The organism is Microcoleus sp. FACHB-831, from assembly GCF_014695585.1.
GTDB lineage: Bacteria > Cyanobacteriota > Cyanobacteriia > Cyanobacteriales > FACHB-T130 > FACHB-831.
Genome location: NZ_JACJON010000040.1, coordinates 35,840 through 55,269, shown reverse-complemented (window position 1 = coordinate 55,269; position 19,430 = coordinate 35,840). Strand labels below are relative to the sequence as shown.

Here is a 19,430-nt window from a genome sequence, read left to right as displayed (position 1 = left end):
AGGAAAATTATGAAACTACTAAAGTCTGGATTGTTAATTCTCAGTAGTGTGGGATTAATTATTTGGGGAGCTTGTAGCAATGAAAATCAAGCAACTAATCCCAGCAACAGCCCTGCTGCTTCGCCAGAAGTAGCAGCGAATAAACCTGCCCAAACCACCAATAACGGAGAGACTCAAGCTACTAAAACAGGACACTCAAACAAAAATCAAGGTGGTCAGGTTATTGAGTCAGGGAATTATCATTTAGAGTTAGTCACTCTTAAGGAAGATAACGGAACTCACATAGATTTTTATCTTCAAAAAGGTGACAACCACGAAGCAATACCTGATGCTAAGGTAACTGCTCAAGTTCAGTCGCCTACGGGAGAGCAAAAGACGTTGAACCTTACCTATGATGCGCCGGGTAAACACTACGCTGCTGTACTACCGGATAAAACAGCGGGTGAGTATAAAGTAGCTGTTTTGTCTGATATCAAAGGTGAAAAGGTGAACGGTCGTTTTACTTTCAAACGATAAATAAGGAAAGAATATCATGGACAAAAAGCACATAGTTTACAAGGTTGTCCGTTTAGTTGCTTTCGGCGCGATCGCCGGGGGTCTAATAAGCTGCGGCACATCATCCGCCGAGCAAAATCTGAAGCAGATTACTCCAGCGGAAACCACTCCTGCAACCTCTACTAAAGCAAACACAACTACGCAGAGCGATCGCCAATTTATCGAAATGATGATTCCCCACCATCAAGGGGCAGTGGAAATGGCTGATATGGCCTTTCAAAAGGCTAAACGGCCTGAAATCAAAAAACTGGCTGAAGCCATCAAAAAAGACCAAAATAAAGAAATTCAGCAGATGCAAACTTGGTACAAACAGTGGTACGGCAAAGATATTTCTGCTTCATCTGGTGGTATGGGCATGGATCATTCGATGCACCACCAAGACAGTATGAGTATGGAAATGATGGGGATGGATATGCAAGCGCTGAAAAATGCGGCTGATTTTGATCGGGAATTTATTAAGCAAATGATTCCTCATCACCAAAGTGCTGTAACGATGGCTGAAAAGGTGGTTGACTCTGCCGATAAACCTGAAATTCGCAACTTGGCAAAGTTAATTATTGATAGCCAAAATGCTGAAATTAAGCAAATGCAGCAATGGCAGCAAGCTTGGTATAAATAACCTTCTTAGGCTCTAAGCTAATAGAGGTAGAGCCTCTAGTTAGGCGTTAACAGGCTGGAGCCTAGTAACGATAAAAACGACAAAAAGAAATGAGAATCCTGTTAGTTGAAGATGAGCCAGATTTGGGTGCTGCTATTAAGCGGACTCTGAATCAAGAAGCTTATGTAGTTGACTGGGTTGTAGATGGTTCTCTAGCGTGGGACTATTTAGAAAACCCGCCAACGCAATACACTCTGGCTATCTTCGACTGGTTGCTGCCAGGATTGTCAGGTTTAGAATTGTGTAAGCGGCTGCGAACTAAGAAGAATCCTTTGCCAGTCTTGATGCTAACTGCAAAAGACAGCATGGAAGATAAAATTGCTGGGTTGGATGCTGGCGCGGATGATTATTTAGTGAAGCCGTTTGGCATGGAAGAATTGTTAGCAAGGTTGCGGGCATTGCAGCGGCGATCGCCCCAACTCCAACCCCAGCAACTCCAAGTAGGAAACCTTAGTTTAGATTACGGCACGAGAACACTTTATTGTGAAAATTCCACTGACGATCGCCAATTTATTTCGCTGACCAATAAGGAATTTCAACTATTAGAATATTTCCTAAAGCGTCCCAATCAAATTATTACTCGCGACCAACTTATCGATCAACTCTGGGAATTGGGGGCAGAACCTTTAAGTAATGTGGTAGCTGCTCAAATGCGTTTGTTGCGGCGCAAACTGGAAGAAAAAGGGTGCGATCGCTTGATAGAAACTGTCTACGGTATTGGATATCGTCTCCAGCCGAATCGTGAATCAAAATAAACTTTTTAACCTAACTCAGTGGCGATTAGCAGGCTGGTACACTGGCGTTATGAGCCTGATTCTCAGCCTATGTGCAATTGGTTTGTATGAGGCGATCGCTCATGCCCATTGGGTTGCTCTTAACCGAGAATTGGAATCTGTCGCCGGAACTCTCCACGACAGCATTGAACCCACTCTCAAGTACCCCTCGCGACTCGAACCAGCTACCCAGCAACTATTACCCGATCTCTGTTTAGTTGACACAAACTGTGTAACAACAATCACGCAGCCGCGCCACGTTTTAGGCGCAATTCATCAAGGCGATTATTATGTTCGTTTGTTAAATCGTTCAGGGAAAATAATAGCCAAAGCAGGTTTACAACCTGAAAAAGCCGAGCGGGAAAAAAGTGCTAATTTTTGCCTTTTGCCCTCGTTTCCAGGCTCTGCCTGGGAACGCTTTTGCCTTTTTAAAGGCGCTCGCTATCAACAAATTTCCCTATCGCTGCATACCAGGGATAATCAAGAATGGGGATACATCCAAGTCGGGCGAAGTCTGCAAGATTTCGACGACTATATGGCTGCCCTCAGATTAATTCTGTTATTAGGATTGCCGATAGCAATGCTATTAGTAGGTGGTGCTAGTTGGTGGTTAGCTGCTAGAGCAATGCAACCAGTTTATGGAGCTTATGCACAAATGCAGCAATTCACTGCTGATGCTGCTCACGAATTGCGTACTCCCTTAGCCGCAATTCAAGCAACTGTAGAATCGGCACGAAGAAGCGATCGCTTGCCAGAGCATGAAGGTAAGGAAATACTGGCAGTTATGGAGCGTCAAACTCGCCGCTTGTCTCAACTTGTCCAAGATTTACTGCTACTAGCTCGCATGGATCGGCAAACTCTGCCATTAACGCGGCTTTCTTGTTGCTTAAATGATATCGTCAGCGACTTAGTTGAAGAATTTGCGGCTCTAGCGATCGCAGGTAATGTGATGCTGACAACTGATATCCGAGTGGCAAAACCAGTGTATGTCACTGGTAACGAGGAACAGCTTTATCGTCTAGTTTCTAACTTAATTGTTAACGCCATTCACTACACGCCTGCTGGCGGTAAAGTAAAGGTTATTTTAGATAGCAGCAGTCACCAAGCTTTGATCCAAATTGTCGATACTGGCGTTGGTATTGCTGTTGAGGAGCAGACGCGGATATTCGATCGTTTCTATCGAGTAAATAGCGATCGCTCTCGCCATACGGGAGGCTCTGGATTAGGCTTGCCTATTGCCCAAGCGATCGCTTTGGCTCACGGCGGTAGCCTGCAAGTACAAAGCCAATTAGGCAACGGCAGCACTTTTACCCTCCGCTTACCGTTGCGCTAATTTTATCGAGCGATAACTACTTGACTTACAAACCCGCACCTGAAGGCAACTTTGAAGAATTCACAGTTGATTGTTGGTTCGGTTGATTCAGGTAATTGTAAACTAGCCCGGAAACCTGACGAACAAACTCCCTAGCTTGTGGAGATCTGTAAGGGCGTCGGACAAAAATACCTGCCAAATAACGCTTGCCACTCGGCATAGTAATAATCCCCGCATCCCCAACTAAAAAACCAATATCCCCCGTTTTATCTGCAATATCTGCTCCTGGTCCTAAACCCGATGGAAGCAGAGTTTTAATGGTCGTGCGGTGTAGTAAATCTATTATCCGATCGTTGCTATTTTGAGAAACTAGCTGCTTATTAGCTAGCAATGCTAACAAGCGCACCAAGTCTTTAGAACTTGTCTTATTAGTGCCGCTTAGATCGGCGAGCATATTGTTAATTACTGTATCCTTTAGCCCCCAACTGCGAAAACGTTGATTTAGTTTAGAGATTCCCCCTAAACGGTCAATAATCATGTTGGTTGCTGTGTTGTCGCTGATGGTAATCATCTTGGCGACTGTTTCGCTGATGCCAAATTTAGTTCCCGCCGTTTTATACTGCATGCTTCCGGAACCTCCAGTCATCAAACTGCGGCGCATCACTAATGTTTCATTCAAACTGACTTTTCCCGCGTCTACATCCTGAAAAAAGGCGACGAGGATTGGTAATTTGATGGTACTGGCTGCCGGAAATACGCGATCGCCGCTAATATCCAGATAGTTTCCTGTATCTAAATCCAGGAAAAACATTCCAGAAGTCAGCGATTTGTACTTGTCTCTTAACGCTTGAATTTGAGGCTTGATTTCAAGCATTTCTCTACCTTTAGGAACCACACCAGCAAATGTATTGGCTGCTGCTGTGGGTTTTGGAACCATTACTGGGGTAGAAGCTATTTCTTCACTCGTCCCCCCTGGTTGCTGTCGGTAATCAGGTGGAATTCTTTCGGGGTTTGGTAAATTGACAGTCCAGCGATTGGGAGATTGCCCCTTTACTAAGATTTTTGCCGGATCTAAGGTGTAATTGGGGGCTAATTCTATCACCATCCGCGTGGTTCCATCGTCAACCTGTCCTACCCGGATCTCCTGAATAACTGGCCCTATTTTTTGATGAATGGTTTTAGCCTGCTGTAGGGTAATTCCCGGCAGATCTATAACTAAACGAGTAGGGTTAACGATCATTTGAACGCTGGGTTGAACTCCCTCATCTGTTGTCAAGTCAAGCTGATTCTGATTGGCATTAAAGTGCCAATATGCTAAATTAGCTGCCTTAGCAGGAGAGGAAAGCAGTAAAACACTAATTAAACTGGGTAAAAGCCAGCGTACTTTCACTGTCATATCTTTGAGTTTGTATTTTTGTATTACGGTTAAGGAAAACATTTATGGGTATAAATGTTTTCCTTAACCGATGAAAGATTGCTTATCAGAATGAGTTGCTTTGGGAAAAGTTTCCCATAAAATAGAGGAATGGGCGATCGCTGTGAAGTTGTTAAAGCGTTGCCATTGCCTTTTAAGAGCAGAAGCCTTCTGACTCTGATGCTAGATATCTCGTGCGAACCTGCGAACCCCTCTGGATAAAATCAGATACCCGACTTGATTTAGACCTGGTTGCTCTGGCGAGAGTAAATGCAAAATCTCAGAGCATTGGGGCGCGATCGCGCTTTAAGCCACTTTTGCTAATAATCGCTATCTCATATCCCTAGAAGTTCAATCAGCGATCGCCACCCACGATCGCCCTCTTTGCTAGCCAACGAACTTCCCACCTTAAATTTATGTTTGCAAACGTTACACTTTAATTAATAATTCTTAATATACCCGTTTGAGGAAAGCAGGCGATGGCTAACATTACATTTATCAAAGAAAAAAGCGAAGTTATTGCCGCTGATGGAGCAAACTTAAGAGAGAAAGCCGTCCAGAACGGCATCGATATCTACACCTTCAGGGGAAAGATGATGAACTGTGGCGGCTACGGTCAATGCGCCACCTGCATAGTCGAGATTGTTGAAGGGATCGACAATTTATCGCCTAAAACTGACTTTGAACAGCGAAAGCTCAAGAAAAAGCCGGAAAATTACCGTTTAGCCTGTCAAACTTTAGTCAATGGGCCAATCAGCGTTAAGACCAAGCCTTAGTCCACCCTCGGTCTCCTCGCGAAGCCCAAGGCTTTGCGCCTCGCTGTCGTAATAGTATGGGCGAATCGCTCCTCGCTGGGGAACCGCTATTGTGTCATAAGTAAGTGATATTCTAATGTTTGTTGACTTGAAATGAGATGAAGGCACTTAGCAATGCAAGTTAATGATCTAGGTTTTATTGCCAGCATTCTCTTTGTGCTGGTTCCCACTGTTTTTCTATTGATTCTGTACATCCAAACTGCTAGCCGCGAAAGTGGCAAAAAGTCTGAATAATCTGCATCAAACAAACCCCTGCGATCTCCCCTTGGGGAGATCGCAGGGGGTATTTTTTACTTTCAGCACTCAGCCGTCAACACTCAACAAGCTTAATGGAAAATTTTAGATTTATAATCCAAAATTCAAAATTAAGCACTTATCGTGCGTCCTAACAGCACGGGACACTTAGAGTAAACCCGCACGTAGTCTGATAGAGAATTTCCCAGCAAGCGATCCAAATCGGGCAAAGCTCTAGCAATAGAGGGACGACGCTCTGGGGAACCCAACATTAACAGGTCAACATTCAAGTCTTCTGCCAAGCGGCATATTTCTGGCCCTGCCTTACCGCTACCCGTAACGCACTTGTAAGAAATGCCCAGTTTTTTTGCATCTGCGAGCGCTGGTGCGAGTACTGGATCTTGTTCGGGGTTGGTTGTTGACTCAAAGCTTGTCCTAGCCTTGTTGACGTGAGCCAGAACCAACTGCGAGCCTTTAATATCTCGCAGCAAGAACAAAGCCAAATTTAAACACTGTTTCGACGACTCTGAACCATCAATCGCCACCATAACGCGGTTGATTTTTTTGACGTAAATATCATCTTTAACCAACAACATCGGACGAGACGTAAGCTGGAAAACGTACTGGCTAACTGAGTTCTCTAAAATCGATTCCAGGCGCTTCAGCCCCCGCGAACCCATAATAATCAAGTCAGATTGTTCTTCATCAGCAACTTGGCAGACAGTAGCTTTAGGATCGCCCTGTTTTAGTCTGGCTTCTACTTTCGCAGGATCTAAGTTTAAATACTGGATCGCGTTTGCTAAAATTTTGCCACCCTCTTCCAGCTTGGCGGACATAGCATCGGCGGTGACTTGGTTTGGCACAACATGCAAAACAGTTACTTTTGCCCGTTGAATGGAAGGAATTTCCATCAACTGCTTGAGCATCTCTTCACACTTTCCCAGTCCAGCAACCGCTATCAAAATTTTTTCAATCATCTAATTACCTCCCTATCGCAAAGTAAAAGCTCGGCTTTGTAGCCATAAGAATCGTTAAATCCTGCTATTAATATTGACGATTCCAGAATTACAACTTATGGCAACCCAAAAAGCTATAAACTGAGCTTTCTATTGTTAAGCTTACTGCTGACATGGAGCGATAAACTTAACGATTTGTGACTTATCTGTTAATAACGTAAGGTTAGTTAATAAATTTTAGTAACTTAGTATTGACAAGAGTTACTAAGTGGATATAAAGCCTATAGTTACTTGTTATGAATTTCCAACTCAGACGCGATTCATCGCGTCTCTACAAAACTCAATACTCTCCTTTCTCCCCTTGTGGCTTTCTATCCATTACAAGATAGACATCGACCATTTGGTTTTTACCTTTAAGTTCCATCGCCCCCCAAGATTCAACAACAAATTGATCCTCAAGGTGAACTAAAGTTTCGTGGCCGATGAGTATGCGACAATGGCTGGGTTGGCGCTCTTTCGCGGAACTTTCCAGGCGCGAGGCAATGTTAACGCTGTCGCCGATGATGCCATATTCCAAGCGGTCTTTGCCTCCCAAACTGCCAACGACAACTTGGCCAGTATAAATCCCCACCCGCATTTGGATCGGCTGCAACCCGCGACTCTGCCACATGACGTTGAGTTTTTTAAGAGCCTCGCTCATAGCCAAGGCACAATCCACAGCTCTCTGGGCGTCCTTTGATATTTCATCTGGCTTGTGGGCGATATCTATGGGAACGCCAAAGGCGGCCATTACTCCATCACCAGTAAACTTGTTGATAACGCCCTGACGAATCAGCACTTCATGGGTGATGACATCCAGCAATTCATTCAAAAACTCCAGCAAAGCTTCCGGCGGCATTTGTTCAGAGATGGTGCTGAAGTTTCTGAGGTCGGTGAACATCATAGTAGCAGTCAGCTTTACCCCTGGGAGCTTGCCCGACTTGAGCAGGCTAGAGCGTCCTTTCCACAGAGCGATCGCGATTTCTGGTGAAGTGTTTTGACCCAACAACTTCATCACCATCTGTTGCTGTTGCTGTGCTTCATAGGATCGGTAGGTGATAACAAGTCCGGTAGTCAGGAGAAATCCCAGCGCTGGAGCCGACAGCGGTATCCATCCTTGTTGGCTAAACAAATAGAAACAGGTTCCAAACAAAATAACTACGCTTACGCCAATACCCAGACTCAACACTAAGGGATGACGGAGCCACCAAGCTAGAATGCCTGCAACAAACACCCATCCTACAATCCACAACTTTTGTGCCCATTCTGGCCAGAACCAGAACAGAGGGCGATCGCCTTTAGCTGCATCTAATAATTGGCTCACCATCTGGGCGTGAACAATTACCCCAGCCATCTTGTAGTTTTGCTTCAATCTTGGACTGTAGGGGGTGGTGAAATTGTCTTTGAGGCTAGGCGCGGTGCTGCCAATTAGCACTATTTTGTCTTTCACCCATTGCGGCTCGATCTTGCCATCCAAAACTTGCGAGAGGGTTACTTGCCGCGCTACATCGACTCCTCGGTAATTTAGCATTACCTCATAGCCGCCATAGTTTGTTTTATACGGGCCGGGATTGTCTTTTAAGGGTACAAACACCGCCTTGTTCAGTTGAAGATAATTATTAATTTCAGATGCTTGGGGTGATATCCCCTCACCCTGCAAATAAGCTAGAGCCAGTTGTAGGGAAAAAGAAAAAAGCACACTATTATTGCCAGTTTCAGCAAACAAGGTATTGCGACGCAGTATGCTATCTGGATCGATCGGAAAATCGTTAAAACCAACCCTTTCTGCTGTTATTTCAGGGGGCGCTGGCGTTCCATAAATGTCGTCGATGTTTCTAATCGCAATTACATTAGGTTGCTGTAGTTCAGCTATCAGTTCCCTACGACCAGGCTCGAAGGGGATATCGCGATACAAATCTAAGCCTATTACTCTGGGCTGATATTGTTGTAATTTTTTCAACAACTGTGCCACAACTAGGTCGGATTGAATCGGTCGCTTCTGACGCCGGATGTCTTGCTCTGTTATGGCAACAACAAGCAGGCGCGGATCTTGTCCTAAATCAGGGCGAAGGCGCATCATTTGGTCAAAAGCCAGTATTTCGAGTGGTTCTAGCCCCCCTAGATGTCGCATTCCCAGGACTAGACCGCTGAGTGTTAAAGTTGCGATCGCTACTACTTTAACTCCTGTCAATTCCGACGACAGACTAACAATCTGGTCAGAAAGCTTCGCGATCGCCGATGCCGATGCTTTAAAAAAGCTTTTCACAAATGCTTGTATCTCTAATATTCAAGAACATCGGACGCTAGCAGTTAACTAGGCTTTGGCACTTTTCCATTGCGATCTGTCCTTATGGGGAGGCGATCGTCATTCAGCACATTATGCCATTTTCACCATAGAGGCTGTAACCCCTAACTAAAGGCAGATATTGTCGCTTTGTTCTATTCGATAACTATACTTTTGCCAAATGTTGCGAAATATAAAGGGCTAGGAACGTTATCATAATAAGCGGTGATATTTCTTTAAATAACTTAATCAATGCTAGTTTCTTCCTCTGGCTTGTCCGAGACTAAAAACTCATTGACAAAAAAGCTATTACTGGGTAACGAACCCACACCTGAGTTAATCGCGATTTTATTGGTCTATTTTGTTCAGGGAATACTGGGGCTGGCGCGTTTGGCGGTCAGCTTTTTTCTCAAAGACGAATTAGGCTTAAGTCCGGCTCAAGTTGCAGCTTTGATGGGAATTGCAGCACTGCCTTGGGTAGTGAAGCCGTTATTTGGATTTGTGTCTGATGGGTTGCCGATTTTTGGCTATCGGCGGCGTCCTTACCTGATTTTATCGGGACTTTTGGGAGCGATCGCGTGGGTCAGTCTAGCCACAGTCGTTCATACAGCGATCGCAGCTACCTTGGCAATCAGCCTCAGTTCTCTCTCAGTTGCAGTCAGCGACGTAATAGTAGACTCCCTCGTAGTCGAGAGAGCCAGGGGAGAATCGATGAGTCAAGCTGGCTCACTTCAATCGATCTCTTGGGGCGCTTCATCGGTGGGAGGTTTGATGACCGCCTACTTTAGCGGCGTTTTGCTGCAACACTTCAGTACGCAGACAGTGTTTGGCATTACCGCTACTTTCCCCTTGATAGTGTCAGCGGTTGCGTGGTTAATCGCAGAAGAAAGAGTGAGCGATCGCCCCGACACCGCTACAGTCAAGAACCAGCTACAAGCGTTGCGGCAAGCCATTAGCCAAAAATCCATCTTGCTGCCCACAGCCTTTATCTTCCTCTGGCAAGCCACCCCATCAGGTGACGCAGCATTCTTCTACTTCACCACCAACGAACTGGGATTCCAGCCAGAGTTCTTAGGGCGAGTCCGTCTAGTCACAAGCATCGCCTCCCTTGTAGGCATCTGGCTATTCCAACGCTTTCTCAAAAGCGTCCCATTTCGCACCATATTCGCCTGGACGACAATTTTATCAGCAGCACTCGGCATGACCACGCTGCTGTTAGTCACCCACGCCAACCGCACGTTAGGCATCGACGACCACTGGTTCAGCATGGGAGATAGCCTCATCCTCACCGTCATGGGGCAGATTACCTTCATGCCCGTCTTAGTACTAGCCGCAAGACTTTGCCCGCCGGGTGTTGAAGCAAGCTTGTTTGCCCTCCTTATGTCTGTCAACAATCTAGCAGGACTGTTGTCTCATGAAACAGGAGCCTTACTCACCCATTGGCTGGGAGTAACCGATACCAACTTTGATAACCTCTGGCAGCTAGTTGTAATTACCAATCTCAGTACCCTACTGCCACTGCCATTGGTGGGTTGGCTTCCGGTAGCTGACCCGCAAGCCGACGCTCAAACAGAGCGCACCGCCCAATCTTTGCCCCCCGCTTCAGTTTTGGAACATCATTCGACGGGGGCGCAGGCACCGGAACAACCTTTTCTACCCCATCTACTTCCAGAATTCATAAGCACTTCCATAGCAAGAAAACGGGTAGAAGAGCCAGCCGAGTGACATAAAGCAATAGCATTCCCCACCAGCAGCCCACAACCAAAGGCAAAAAGGCAAAAGAAAAAAATATTTACTTTTGCCTTTTTAGTTTTTACTGTTTACTTTTTCAACCCCAGATTGCGAACTATGCAAGCCATCCCAACTCAAGAACGGTTTCCTGTCGCCACAGATTTGCCATACGAACTCAAAGATTGGCAAAAAGGTTATGAATCTCAGCCCAACGAATACGACTATTGGATTGATGACATAGAAGGAGAAATTCCAGAAGGGCTAAGTGGAACTCTGTTTCGCAATGGCCCTGGCTTGCTCGATGTCAACGGTCAACGCCTCCATCACCCGTTTGATGGCGATGGCATGATTGCAAGAATTGCCTTTACCAACGGTCGCGCCCACTTCCGCAACCGCTTCGTCCGCACTAAAGGTTATGTAGAAGAACAGCAGGCTGGCCGAATTCTCTATCGCGGGGTCTTTGGCACTCAAAAGCTTGGTGGCTGGTTTGCAAATGCCTTTGATTTGAAATTAAAAAATATTGCCAATACCCAGGTAATTTACTGGGGAGGGAAGCTATTAGCTCTATGGGAAGCTGCTGAACCTCATGGCTTAAACCCCCGCACGCTGGAAACCTTTGGGATAGATTATCTCGATGGCATCTTGAAGCCTGGTGACGCTTTCGCCGCCCATCCGCGCATCGACGCGGGGAAAGATGGGGGGGAAAGGTTGGTGAACTTTTCTATTAAACCTGGCCTTTCTAGCACCATCACAATATACGAGTTAGACTCAAGCGGCAAACTGGTGAGCCGTCACTCCCACAGCGTTCCTGGTTTCGCCTTCATCCACGATTTTGCGATTACGCCAAACTACTGCATATTCTTCCAAAATCCAGTTTCGTTTAATCCGCTGCCTTTCGTGTTTGGATTGCGCGGTGCTGGTGAGTCCGTGGAGTTTCAACCAACTCAACCCACTCGCATTGTGGTGATTCCGCGCGACCCCAAAGCGGGTAAGTCGGTGCAGATGTTTGAAACTCAGTCGGGTTTCGTCTTCCACCACGCTAATGCTTTTGAGCAGGGTGAGGAAATTTACATTGACTCGATTTGTTATGAGTCTTTACCCGCTGTTGAGCCTGGGTCTGACTATCGAGAAGTTAAGTTTGATGCGCTGACACCAGGACAACTGTGGCGGTTTGGTGTGAATTTGAAGACTCAGACGGTGGAAAGGCAATTGATTGAAAGTCGTTGCTGTGAGTTTCCCAGCGTTCATCCGGCTTTGGTGGGACGCCCGTATCGCTATCTTTATATGGGTGCTGCCCATGCGGCTAGTGGGAACGCTCCGTTGCAAGCTATTCTGAAAGTGGATTTAGAGACTGGCGATCGCCAGCTTTGGAGTGCTGCACCGCATGGCTTTGCGAGCGAACCTGTATTTGTTCCTCGTCCTGGTGGAAACAGCGAAGATGATGGCTGGGCGATCGCTTTGGTTTATGACTCATCCCGCCACCGTTCTGATGTCGTTATTTTAGATGCCCGCAACTTTGACAAAGGGCCAGTAGCACGGTTGCACTTGAAGCATCACGTCCCTTACGGGTTGCATGGTACTTGGACTCCCCAGAACTTTGCACCAGTATAAGGCTGCTAAATAGTTGGTTAGCGGTTAGCAGGTTCGCCGAATTTAAACCTAACCGCTAATATTCAACGTCTCTAAGTTACAGTAAGAGGAAAGCTGGGCAGATCTTAATCCCAGCCTTGACGTTTCTTCCAGACCAGGGTGCATTTGTATTGGCATCTAGTGGGTGATTTGGATGAAATTTAGCATTGTTATTACAACTTATAACCGTCTCGCCTTGCTGCGGAGGGCAATTGAGACAGCTCTTGCCCAAACTGTGCCTTGTGAAGTAGTTGTTGCTGACGATTGTTCGTCGGATGGTACTGAAGTTTATGTGCGGAATCTATGTGAAGAACTTCGGGCTAAGGGCGATGAACGCTTAGTTTATCAACGCAATTCAGCTAACTTGGGTCATTCTGCGACGATGAATGCTGGGGTGCAACTGGCGCGGGGTGAGTGGATTAAGCCGCTTGATGATGATGACTATCTAGCTGCTAACTGCTTGGAAGAGATGAGTCGAGCGATCGCGCTGTGTCCCGGCGCTGTAATCTGCTCCTGCCAAGCCATGCAGGTCGATACTAACCAAGCTGAAATTAGTAGAACTAGGCAAACTGGCCCCGGCAAAGCTTTTTATATCCCCCAGGAAGATATTCATTATGGAATGCTGCTAGATCTAGTTCCTTTCGGTACTCCTGTTCAAGTCGCCTTCAAGCGTAGCGCTTTCCTCACATCTGGCGGCTGGGATTCCAGCTTGGATACCAACTACGATGATATTGATTCTTGGATCAAAATTGCCCAGTTTGGAGATGCAGTTTTTATTAATCAGTGCCTCGCCTACCGCACAATTTGGCCTGGTGCTTTAAATTATCAGTTATCCCTTCAAAAGCGACTTTCTACTAATATCTCGATCAAGCAGAAAATTTATGCTTTAGTCAGCGAACAGCACCGACCCCACATTCCAGCCCTTGAGAATATTAAAGCTTATTTGCAACTGCATTGGAGTCTAGTTGCTCTCAAGCAAGCAAAAGTTTTTTGTGCTGTCAAAATGGCTTTTCCCGCAGCGCTTTCACCCATTGCATGGCATCTATTGACGAAAGCTAAATTAGCGCCTCACCATCAATCTTTTTCTAGCCAAAAGCAGCCCGAAAGAAATGTTTTGCCTCTGAGTGTTAGCACAAACAACAGTGGAACCCCTCTTGGGAAGACAGACCCTACTGTAGCAAAATATACTGACAAAACATCTTCTCTTGACCGATCCTTGATTCGGCGACTGGTACTAATCGAAGCCTAATCGATAGTGGGTAATAAAAACTACCAGCTATCCATTACTACTTACCAACCTTGGGGAGGATATAAACCCAAAGTCAGATTTATTATGAGTTTCTTCCGGATGGCAGAGCTGGGCTGGAGATAAATATGTTTTAATATGTTAAGAATGGTAACAAAGACGGTAAAGCGTCGTCGATCTGTTATATGTCATCGCACGAGGAGTGTTACACGTGACAACAGGGCTACAACTTACCCAAACTACTGAAGAATCACTAATTGCAGCCTTTTTCCGGGAGTCCGGTGGTAGCTGGCGTTCTGAGCGACGCTACTACACGCTACCGGACGGAGAAACCAAGGAAATGGTGAGTATGATAAACGTCCGGTTTTTGGAGCAGGGAAGCCCGGAGTTAATTCACCTGGCACAGTTGCACGAACTGGAAGACCTCAATGCGATGACGTGCGGTTCCTACGTCGAGTGGAACAGTACAAATTCAGTGACGCAGCGCAAAGAGTCGAAGGGTTCGACTATATTTGGGGCATTGGGAAAAACTTTGTATCGCGATCGCGGTTTTGCCACTTCTAAGCCAGTAACCGCCCAATATTACTTCCCAAATCCCAAAACCTTATGCTTGCGGACAGAGTATCAAGGCTCTGTATTTGAAGAAGAATTAAAGTTAGTTGGTAGCAACTACCGCACGCGCCAAACCATCATCTCTCGTTTAGGCGAACAACAGATGATCGGGCAGTATCTAGAAAAGCGCATCCAATAAAATATCATTTGTAGGGTGGGCAATGCCCACCCTATATTTTTGTCTGGTTTGTAGGTACTAATTAAAAAGTCTACTGCTAACCACAACTAAGGTTATTTTTTTAGGGATTATCAAGAGTTCTGACACCTCGAATAGCCCTTGCTGTTGATGATATTTCGCTCATCCATCAACCATCCATAGTTGAGCAGAAATTCGTCACTAACATTTCAACTTAAAGTTTTACTTAACCTAGAGTCAAACTATATTTACCAGTAGTTTTCCAGCGCTTAATGCTGTTCAGATGAACAGGGTCGGGTATAAAGGTTAGCCATATAAATTTGTAATTTTAGATTTTGGATTAATAATCAAAAATCCAAAATCTAAAATCCAAAATTAATAGTGGCTGCCAGATTTGCGGTGATGCACAGCAGTAACGCCTTCGGATTGTAGAAGTTTGCCATTTTCAACTACAGCGTAGACTAGCCAGTGATCGCCGCATTCCATACGGTTTTGCACAGAGCATTCAAGGTAAGCTAGAGCATCGCTGAGGATCGGGCAACCAGTGTTGCTCTCAGCCGTCGCCACACCAGCAAAGCGGTCTTCACCAGGAGCAAAAGGTTTGAGGAATTGCTTCATTAAACCTACGCGATCGCCTTCTGGCAAAATATTTAAAACAAATTTGCCGCCAGAATGCATTAGAGATTCAATTGCTCGTTCTTTAGCTACAGCAATAGTAAGACCGGGAGGATTGAAAGTAGCCTGAGAAACCCAAGAAGCTAACATTGCACCAGTCAGGTCGCCTTGTTTAGTTGTCACTACAGAAAGAGAGCCAACAATACGCCCCACAGCTTGTTCTATCCTGCCAGTTTGCGACTCGCTAGTTTGCTGTCTGGGTATTCTGGCTTTTTTAGCTTTCTTAAGAGCTTGGGCAAAATCTGTACCCGCTTCTTCGCAATATTTGAGGGTTACATCGGTCGGTTTAAACTTAACTCGTATTGTTTCAAATCCAAACCGATAACCTGCGTCTTTTAGCTTTCCTTCAAGTAAATCAATTGCTTCTCCACTCCAGCCGTAGGAACCAAATACACCTGCTAGTTTAGTTTTGCTAGCAGTGGATAAAACAATTCCCAGCGCGGTTTGTACTGGTGTGGGAGCATGACCGCCAAGGGTGGGAGAACCCATGATAAATCCATCTGATTTTTCTAAGGCGGCGCTAATTTCGCTGGGTTCTGCAAATTCGCAGTTAATAGATTCAACAGCAACACCAGCTTTAGTAATTCCAGCAGCGATCGCTTGTGCTACTGTCGCTGTATTCCCATAAGCCGAAGCATAAATCAACGCTACGCTCGTCTCATTCGCTCTTTGCGACTGGCTCCACTGACGGTAGGCGTGGGTAATTTCTGTCAAACCATAGCGTACCAAAGGGCCGTGACCAGTCGCATATAATTTAACTTCAAACTGAGCCAATTTATCAAGCGCTGCGTCCACCTGACGGGCAGCGGGAGCCATGAGACAATCGTAGTAGTAGCGGCGATCTTCAACGAAGGTTTGCCACCCTTCATCAAAAACTTGATCTCCGCAGACGTGCGCTCCAAATAGCTTATCTGTATATAAGATTTGAGTCTGCGGATCGTAGGTACAAAGTCTGTCTGGCCATCGGGGAGTGGGAGTGGCGATAAATTGCAGACAATGACCTTTACCTAAATCTAGAGTTTCTTCTCCCCGGACGACGACAATGTTTAATTCGCGCTCTGGGAAAGCAGAACGCAGAGCGATCGCTCCCGGATTGGAGACAATAAATGTAGGATTTGGGACTAACTCTAGCAGTTGTTTGATCGTCGCTCCCCGGTTAGGATTGACGTGCCCCAAAATTATATAATCGAGGTTTTTTACGTCGTAGCGATGCCGTAATTCTGCCAGAAAACTTTCAGTAAATGATTCTCCGGGCGGGTCGATTAAAGCAGTTTTTTCAGCTTGAATTAAATAAGAATTGGCAGTTGTCCCCTTAGCAAGGGCATATTCTATTTCAAATTTGAGTCTGTCCCAAGTGCGCGATCGCAGCACCGTTGTATCTACACCAATCGGTAGAACCTGAACGTCACGAGGTTTTAAGGCTGTCATGGATGAGTATTTAAAAGTGAGGAGAAACGGTAGCGACGAACTACGCAGATGAATCAGAGCTTATCGGCGTTCATCTGCGTTTATAGCAATCCTAAATCAGTTGTGAAATCTCTCTTCCGCTCTTTCCTTCGCGCTCTAACGCGCTGACGCGCTTCGCTCCGCTGGTGCGTCTTCGCGGTTCATTAAAAAAATCTTTCACAAATCTTTGGAGGACTGCTATATCTGCGGTTTCTAATAATAATTGCCGACTTTTCTGTGGTGAACTGCTGTGAGAGACTCCGGCTTAGAAACGCGACCAGTATCGACGGTGCTGTAGACAATCCAGTGATCGCTACATTCCATACGGCTGGCTACTTGGCACTCTAGGTAGGCGAGGGAATCCGTCAAAATCAGCGAACCATTTTCAGCTGGCTGGGTTTTTACTCCTGCAAAACGATCCGCACCGGGGGCGAAACGCTTGAGGAAGTGTTTCATTAAGCTTTGGTAATTGCCTTCTTCTAGCACGTTGAGGACGAAGCGATCGCCTACTTGCATCAAAGACTCAATAGCACGGTCTTTGGCTACAGCGATTGTAAAGCCCAAAGGTTGGAAGCTGGCTTGAGCCACCCAAGATGCCAACATCGCACCGTTAACGTCGCCTTTGTGAGCAGTGATAATATACAGTCCACCGCTGATCCGCCCCAATGCTTTTTCAAGTTCCGCATCGAGGGACTTGATCTGCTTGATAGTGCGATCGCGGGTTAGCCATTGTCCTAAGTCTGTCCCCGCTTCTTCGCACAACTGGTAAGTTGCTTCTGTAGGCGTGTCTTTAATCCGAATTGCTGGGAATGCTACCGCCAAACCCAAGTCTCTAAATTTGCTAACCATCGGATCGACGGGTTCATCATCCCCCCCGTAAGCCTCAAAAATGCCGACAGTTTGCTTGTCCTTGGCAGCTGCTAATACGATACTCACAGCAGCTTGAGCCGCTGGATTAGCTGCTGGGGGAGTGCTGATAACAATTCCAGCAGAACGGCTGACGAGTTCTTGAACTTCTTGGGGATCTGCTGATTTGAGATCCATCATTTCAACGGCAACATTTGTTTTTGTGATGCCTTTGGCGATGGTTTGCGACAGGCGATCGCTGTACCCGTAATCGGAAACGTAAAATACAGCTACGGTCGTTTCTGCCTTTGCTTTTTCACTGCTCCACTGGCGATAACGTCCCACCAATTCCGTAACGTTATGATGCAGCAAGGGGCCGTGTCCCGTCGCAATGGTGGCAACTTCTGGCAGTTCGCCCATCCGCTTGAGGGCAGACAGGACGGAACGGGCATTGGGAGCCATCAGGCACTCGTAGTAAAATCTGTAATCTGCCTCAATAGCGCCTAAATCTTCATCAAAGGTGCTATCAGAGCAATAGTGCATCCCAAAAGCATCGCAGGTGTACAGGGTTTGGGTTTTGTGGTCGAAGGTAAAACTTGTATCGGGCCAGTGTAAATTAGGCGCGATGACAAATTCCAATTCGTGACCGTTGCCTAAATCGAGTTTGTCGCCATTTTTGACAATTTTTTTCTTAAATGGCTGATGCACAAAACCTTCGAGGAACTGGATTGCTACTTTGTTTCCTACAACAGTTAAATTAGGAGCCAGTTCAAGGACATCTTTGACCAAGCCGCTGTGGTCTGGCTCGGTATGGCTGATAATCAGATAATCTATTTCAGTCGGGTCGATCAGACCTTTTAGGGTGTCTAAATACAGCTGGCTAAACTTGGCATGGGAGGTGTCAACTAAGGCAGTCTGTTCGCCCCGGATTAGGAAGGAATTGTATGTAGTGCCGTTTTGCAGTCCAAATTCTATATCGAAGCGATCGCGATCCCAGTCCAACGAACGAATGGCGATCGTATCTGGGGCAATCTCTCCGGTCTGTATTGTCAAACGCTTTTGTTGGGTTCTTTCGGTGAGCGCTACCATAACTGGTCTCCTTCTTGGCAACCCATAGGTATTTTTTCTACTTTTATTCTTACATGATAAGACTTGTAACGGTTTATTAATAACCTATGAGTGAGTTAAAAGTTTTAAAAGTCAGTGTTAAGGAGTCCGGAGTCCGGAGTCAGGAGTCTAGATAGCTCGAACCTGGAGTTTTTGGTTAAATTTCATGCCCCGCCTGGGAGCATGAACCATGAACTATGAACCATGAACTATGAGTATAGATAAGATTTGGCTGGGGTTGATGATTGGCAACTCGCGGCTGCATTGGGCGCGGTTTATCGGAGAAACCCTTCAAGAAGCTTGGGATACTGAGTTTGTAGAACGCAGACGCGAGACGCCATCTCTACAAGATGAACAGTCTGTGCCTCTTTATCTGGCTTCTGTTGTTCCGACTCAGACCGCCCTTTGGCAAGACTATCCAGATGTGCGCGTCATTACTTTAGAACAAATCCCGCTAAGAAAGTTATATCCGACGCTGGGAATAGACCGGGCTTTGGCTGTTTTGGGTGCTGGGGAAACTTACGGTTATCCGTGTTTGGTAATTGATGCTGGGACTGCGCTAACTTTCACAGGTGTTGATGAAAATCGTTGTCTGGTGGGTGGGGCGATTTTACCAGGATTAAAGTTGCAGCTAGAGTCTCTGGGTAAAAGGACTGCTGCCCTGCCGCAAGTTGAATTACCCAGCCAATTACCAACACGATGGGCTAAAAGTACGCCAGAGGCAATTGAAAGTGGTGTTGTCTACACGGTTTTGTCAGGTATGCGGGATTTTATCGAGGCTTGGTGGCACTCGTTTCCAGAAAGTCGGGTTGTACTGACAGGGGGCGATCGCGCTATTCTCCTAAATTATCTACAATCCCAGTATCCCGATATAGCTGCTGGGGTAATTGGCGATCGCCATCTAATTTTCTGGGGAATGCGGAAAATTGTTTTGTAGAGACGCGATTCATCGCGTCTTGACT

General features: G+C 46.1%; 16 protein-coding genes. 11 read left to right on the top strand and 5 right to left on the bottom strand.

Annotated elements, in window-relative coordinates; genetic code table 11:
- Positions 1-9 precede the first annotated feature (9 nt).
- The 4 genes from H6F77_RS10395 (at position 10) to rppB (ending at position 3,319) form a co-directional block, all read left to right on the top strand.
- Positions 10-516, top strand: coding sequence for a copper resistance CopC family protein (locus tag H6F77_RS10395; protein ID WP_190488059.1), 507 nt, complete (start codon positions 10-12; stop codon positions 514-516).
- 16 nt (positions 517-532) lie between these two features.
- On the top strand, positions 533-1,174 hold the full coding sequence (locus tag H6F77_RS10390) for a DUF305 domain-containing protein (protein ID WP_190488057.1): 642 nt from the start codon (positions 533-535) through the stop codon (positions 1,172-1,174).
- Between the two features lie 89 nt (positions 1,175-1,263).
- The gene (rppA, locus tag H6F77_RS10385; RefSeq protein ID WP_190488055.1) at positions 1,264-1,968 is read left to right on the top strand and encodes a two-component system response regulator RppA; all 705 of its coding nucleotides are present in this window, start codon (positions 1,264-1,266) and stop codon (positions 1,966-1,968) included.
- A complete protein-coding gene (gene rppB / locus H6F77_RS10380; protein WP_190488053.1) occupies positions 1,955-3,319 on the top strand; it encodes a two-component system sensor histidine kinase RppB in 1,365 nt (454 codons plus the stop codon). The genes rppA and rppB overlap by 14 nt, the downstream gene beginning before the upstream one ends.
- A 25-nt stretch (positions 3,320-3,344) precedes the next feature.
- Here rppB and H6F77_RS10375 read toward each other — a convergent pair whose 3' ends face one another.
- Positions 3,345-4,694, bottom strand: coding sequence for a serine hydrolase (locus tag H6F77_RS10375; RefSeq protein WP_199321268.1), 1,350 nt, complete (start codon positions 4,692-4,694; stop codon positions 3,345-3,347).
- 497 nt (positions 4,695-5,191) lie between these two features.
- On the opposite strand from H6F77_RS10375, the gene H6F77_RS10370 reads away from it, so the two are divergent.
- A complete protein-coding gene (locus H6F77_RS10370) occupies positions 5,192-5,488 on the top strand; it encodes a 2Fe-2S iron-sulfur cluster-binding protein (protein ID WP_190488050.1) in 297 nt (98 codons plus the stop codon).
- Between the two features lie 153 nt (positions 5,489-5,641).
- Positions 5,642-5,761 carry a photosystem II reaction center protein PsbM gene (psbM, locus tag H6F77_RS10365; RefSeq protein ID WP_190488048.1) on the top strand — a complete coding sequence of 40 codons (120 nt, stop codon included), beginning with the start codon at positions 5,642-5,644 and terminating at the stop codon, positions 5,759-5,761.
- A 131-nt stretch (positions 5,762-5,892) separates the two neighbouring features.
- Here the strand turns inward: psbM and H6F77_RS10360 are convergent, their stop codons facing one another.
- Entirely contained in the window at positions 5,893-6,738 is an 846-nt protein-coding gene (locus tag H6F77_RS10360; protein ID WP_190488046.1) for a universal stress protein, read from the bottom strand.
- A gap of 319 nt (positions 6,739-7,057) precedes the next feature.
- Positions 7,058-9,022, bottom strand: coding sequence for a CHASE2 domain-containing protein (locus tag H6F77_RS10355; RefSeq protein ID WP_309228828.1), 1,965 nt, complete (start codon positions 9,020-9,022; stop codon positions 7,058-7,060).
- A 270-nt stretch (positions 9,023-9,292) separates the two neighbouring features.
- On the opposite strand from H6F77_RS10355, the gene H6F77_RS10350 reads away from it, so the two are divergent.
- The 4 genes from H6F77_RS10350 to H6F77_RS10335 all read left to right on the top strand — a co-directional run bounded on the left by H6F77_RS10350 (position 9,293) and on the right by H6F77_RS10335 (position 14,397).
- Entirely contained in the window at positions 9,293-10,765 is a 1,473-nt protein-coding gene (locus H6F77_RS10350) for a folate/biopterin family MFS transporter (RefSeq protein WP_190488044.1), read from the top strand.
- A 123-nt stretch (positions 10,766-10,888) separates the two neighbouring features.
- On the top strand, positions 10,889-12,382 hold the full coding sequence (locus tag H6F77_RS10345) for a carotenoid oxygenase family protein (protein WP_190488042.1): 1,494 nt from the start codon (positions 10,889-10,891) through the stop codon (positions 12,380-12,382).
- Positions 12,383-12,554: 172 nt separating this feature from the next.
- Entirely contained in the window at positions 12,555-13,649 is a 1,095-nt protein-coding gene (locus H6F77_RS10340) for a glycosyltransferase family 2 protein (RefSeq protein ID WP_190488040.1), read from the top strand.
- A 208-nt stretch (positions 13,650-13,857) separates the two neighbouring features.
- Positions 13,858-14,397, top strand: a complete 540-nt coding sequence (locus H6F77_RS10335; protein WP_190488038.1) for a phycobiliprotein lyase — start codon at positions 13,858-13,860, stop codon at positions 14,395-14,397.
- A 372-nt stretch (positions 14,398-14,769) separates the two neighbouring features.
- Here H6F77_RS10335 and H6F77_RS10330 read toward each other — a convergent pair whose 3' ends face one another.
- Both H6F77_RS10330 and H6F77_RS10325 read right to left on the bottom strand, forming a co-directional pair.
- Positions 14,770-16,497 carry a diflavin flavoprotein gene (locus tag H6F77_RS10330; protein WP_190488036.1) on the bottom strand — a complete coding sequence of 576 codons (1,728 nt, stop codon included), beginning with the start codon at positions 16,495-16,497 and terminating at the stop codon, positions 14,770-14,772.
- Between the two features lie 231 nt (positions 16,498-16,728).
- Complete coding sequence (locus tag H6F77_RS10325) at positions 16,729-18,450, bottom strand: diflavin flavoprotein (protein ID WP_190488035.1); 1,722 nt, start codon at positions 18,448-18,450, stop codon at positions 16,729-16,731.
- Between the two features lie 229 nt (positions 18,451-18,679).
- Here H6F77_RS10325 and H6F77_RS10320 point away from each other — a divergent pair, with 229 nt between their 5' ends.
- On the top strand, positions 18,680-19,405 hold the full coding sequence (locus H6F77_RS10320; RefSeq protein WP_190488031.1) for a pantothenate kinase: 726 nt from the start codon (positions 18,680-18,682) through the stop codon (positions 19,403-19,405).
- Positions 19,406-19,430 lie beyond the last annotated feature (25 nt).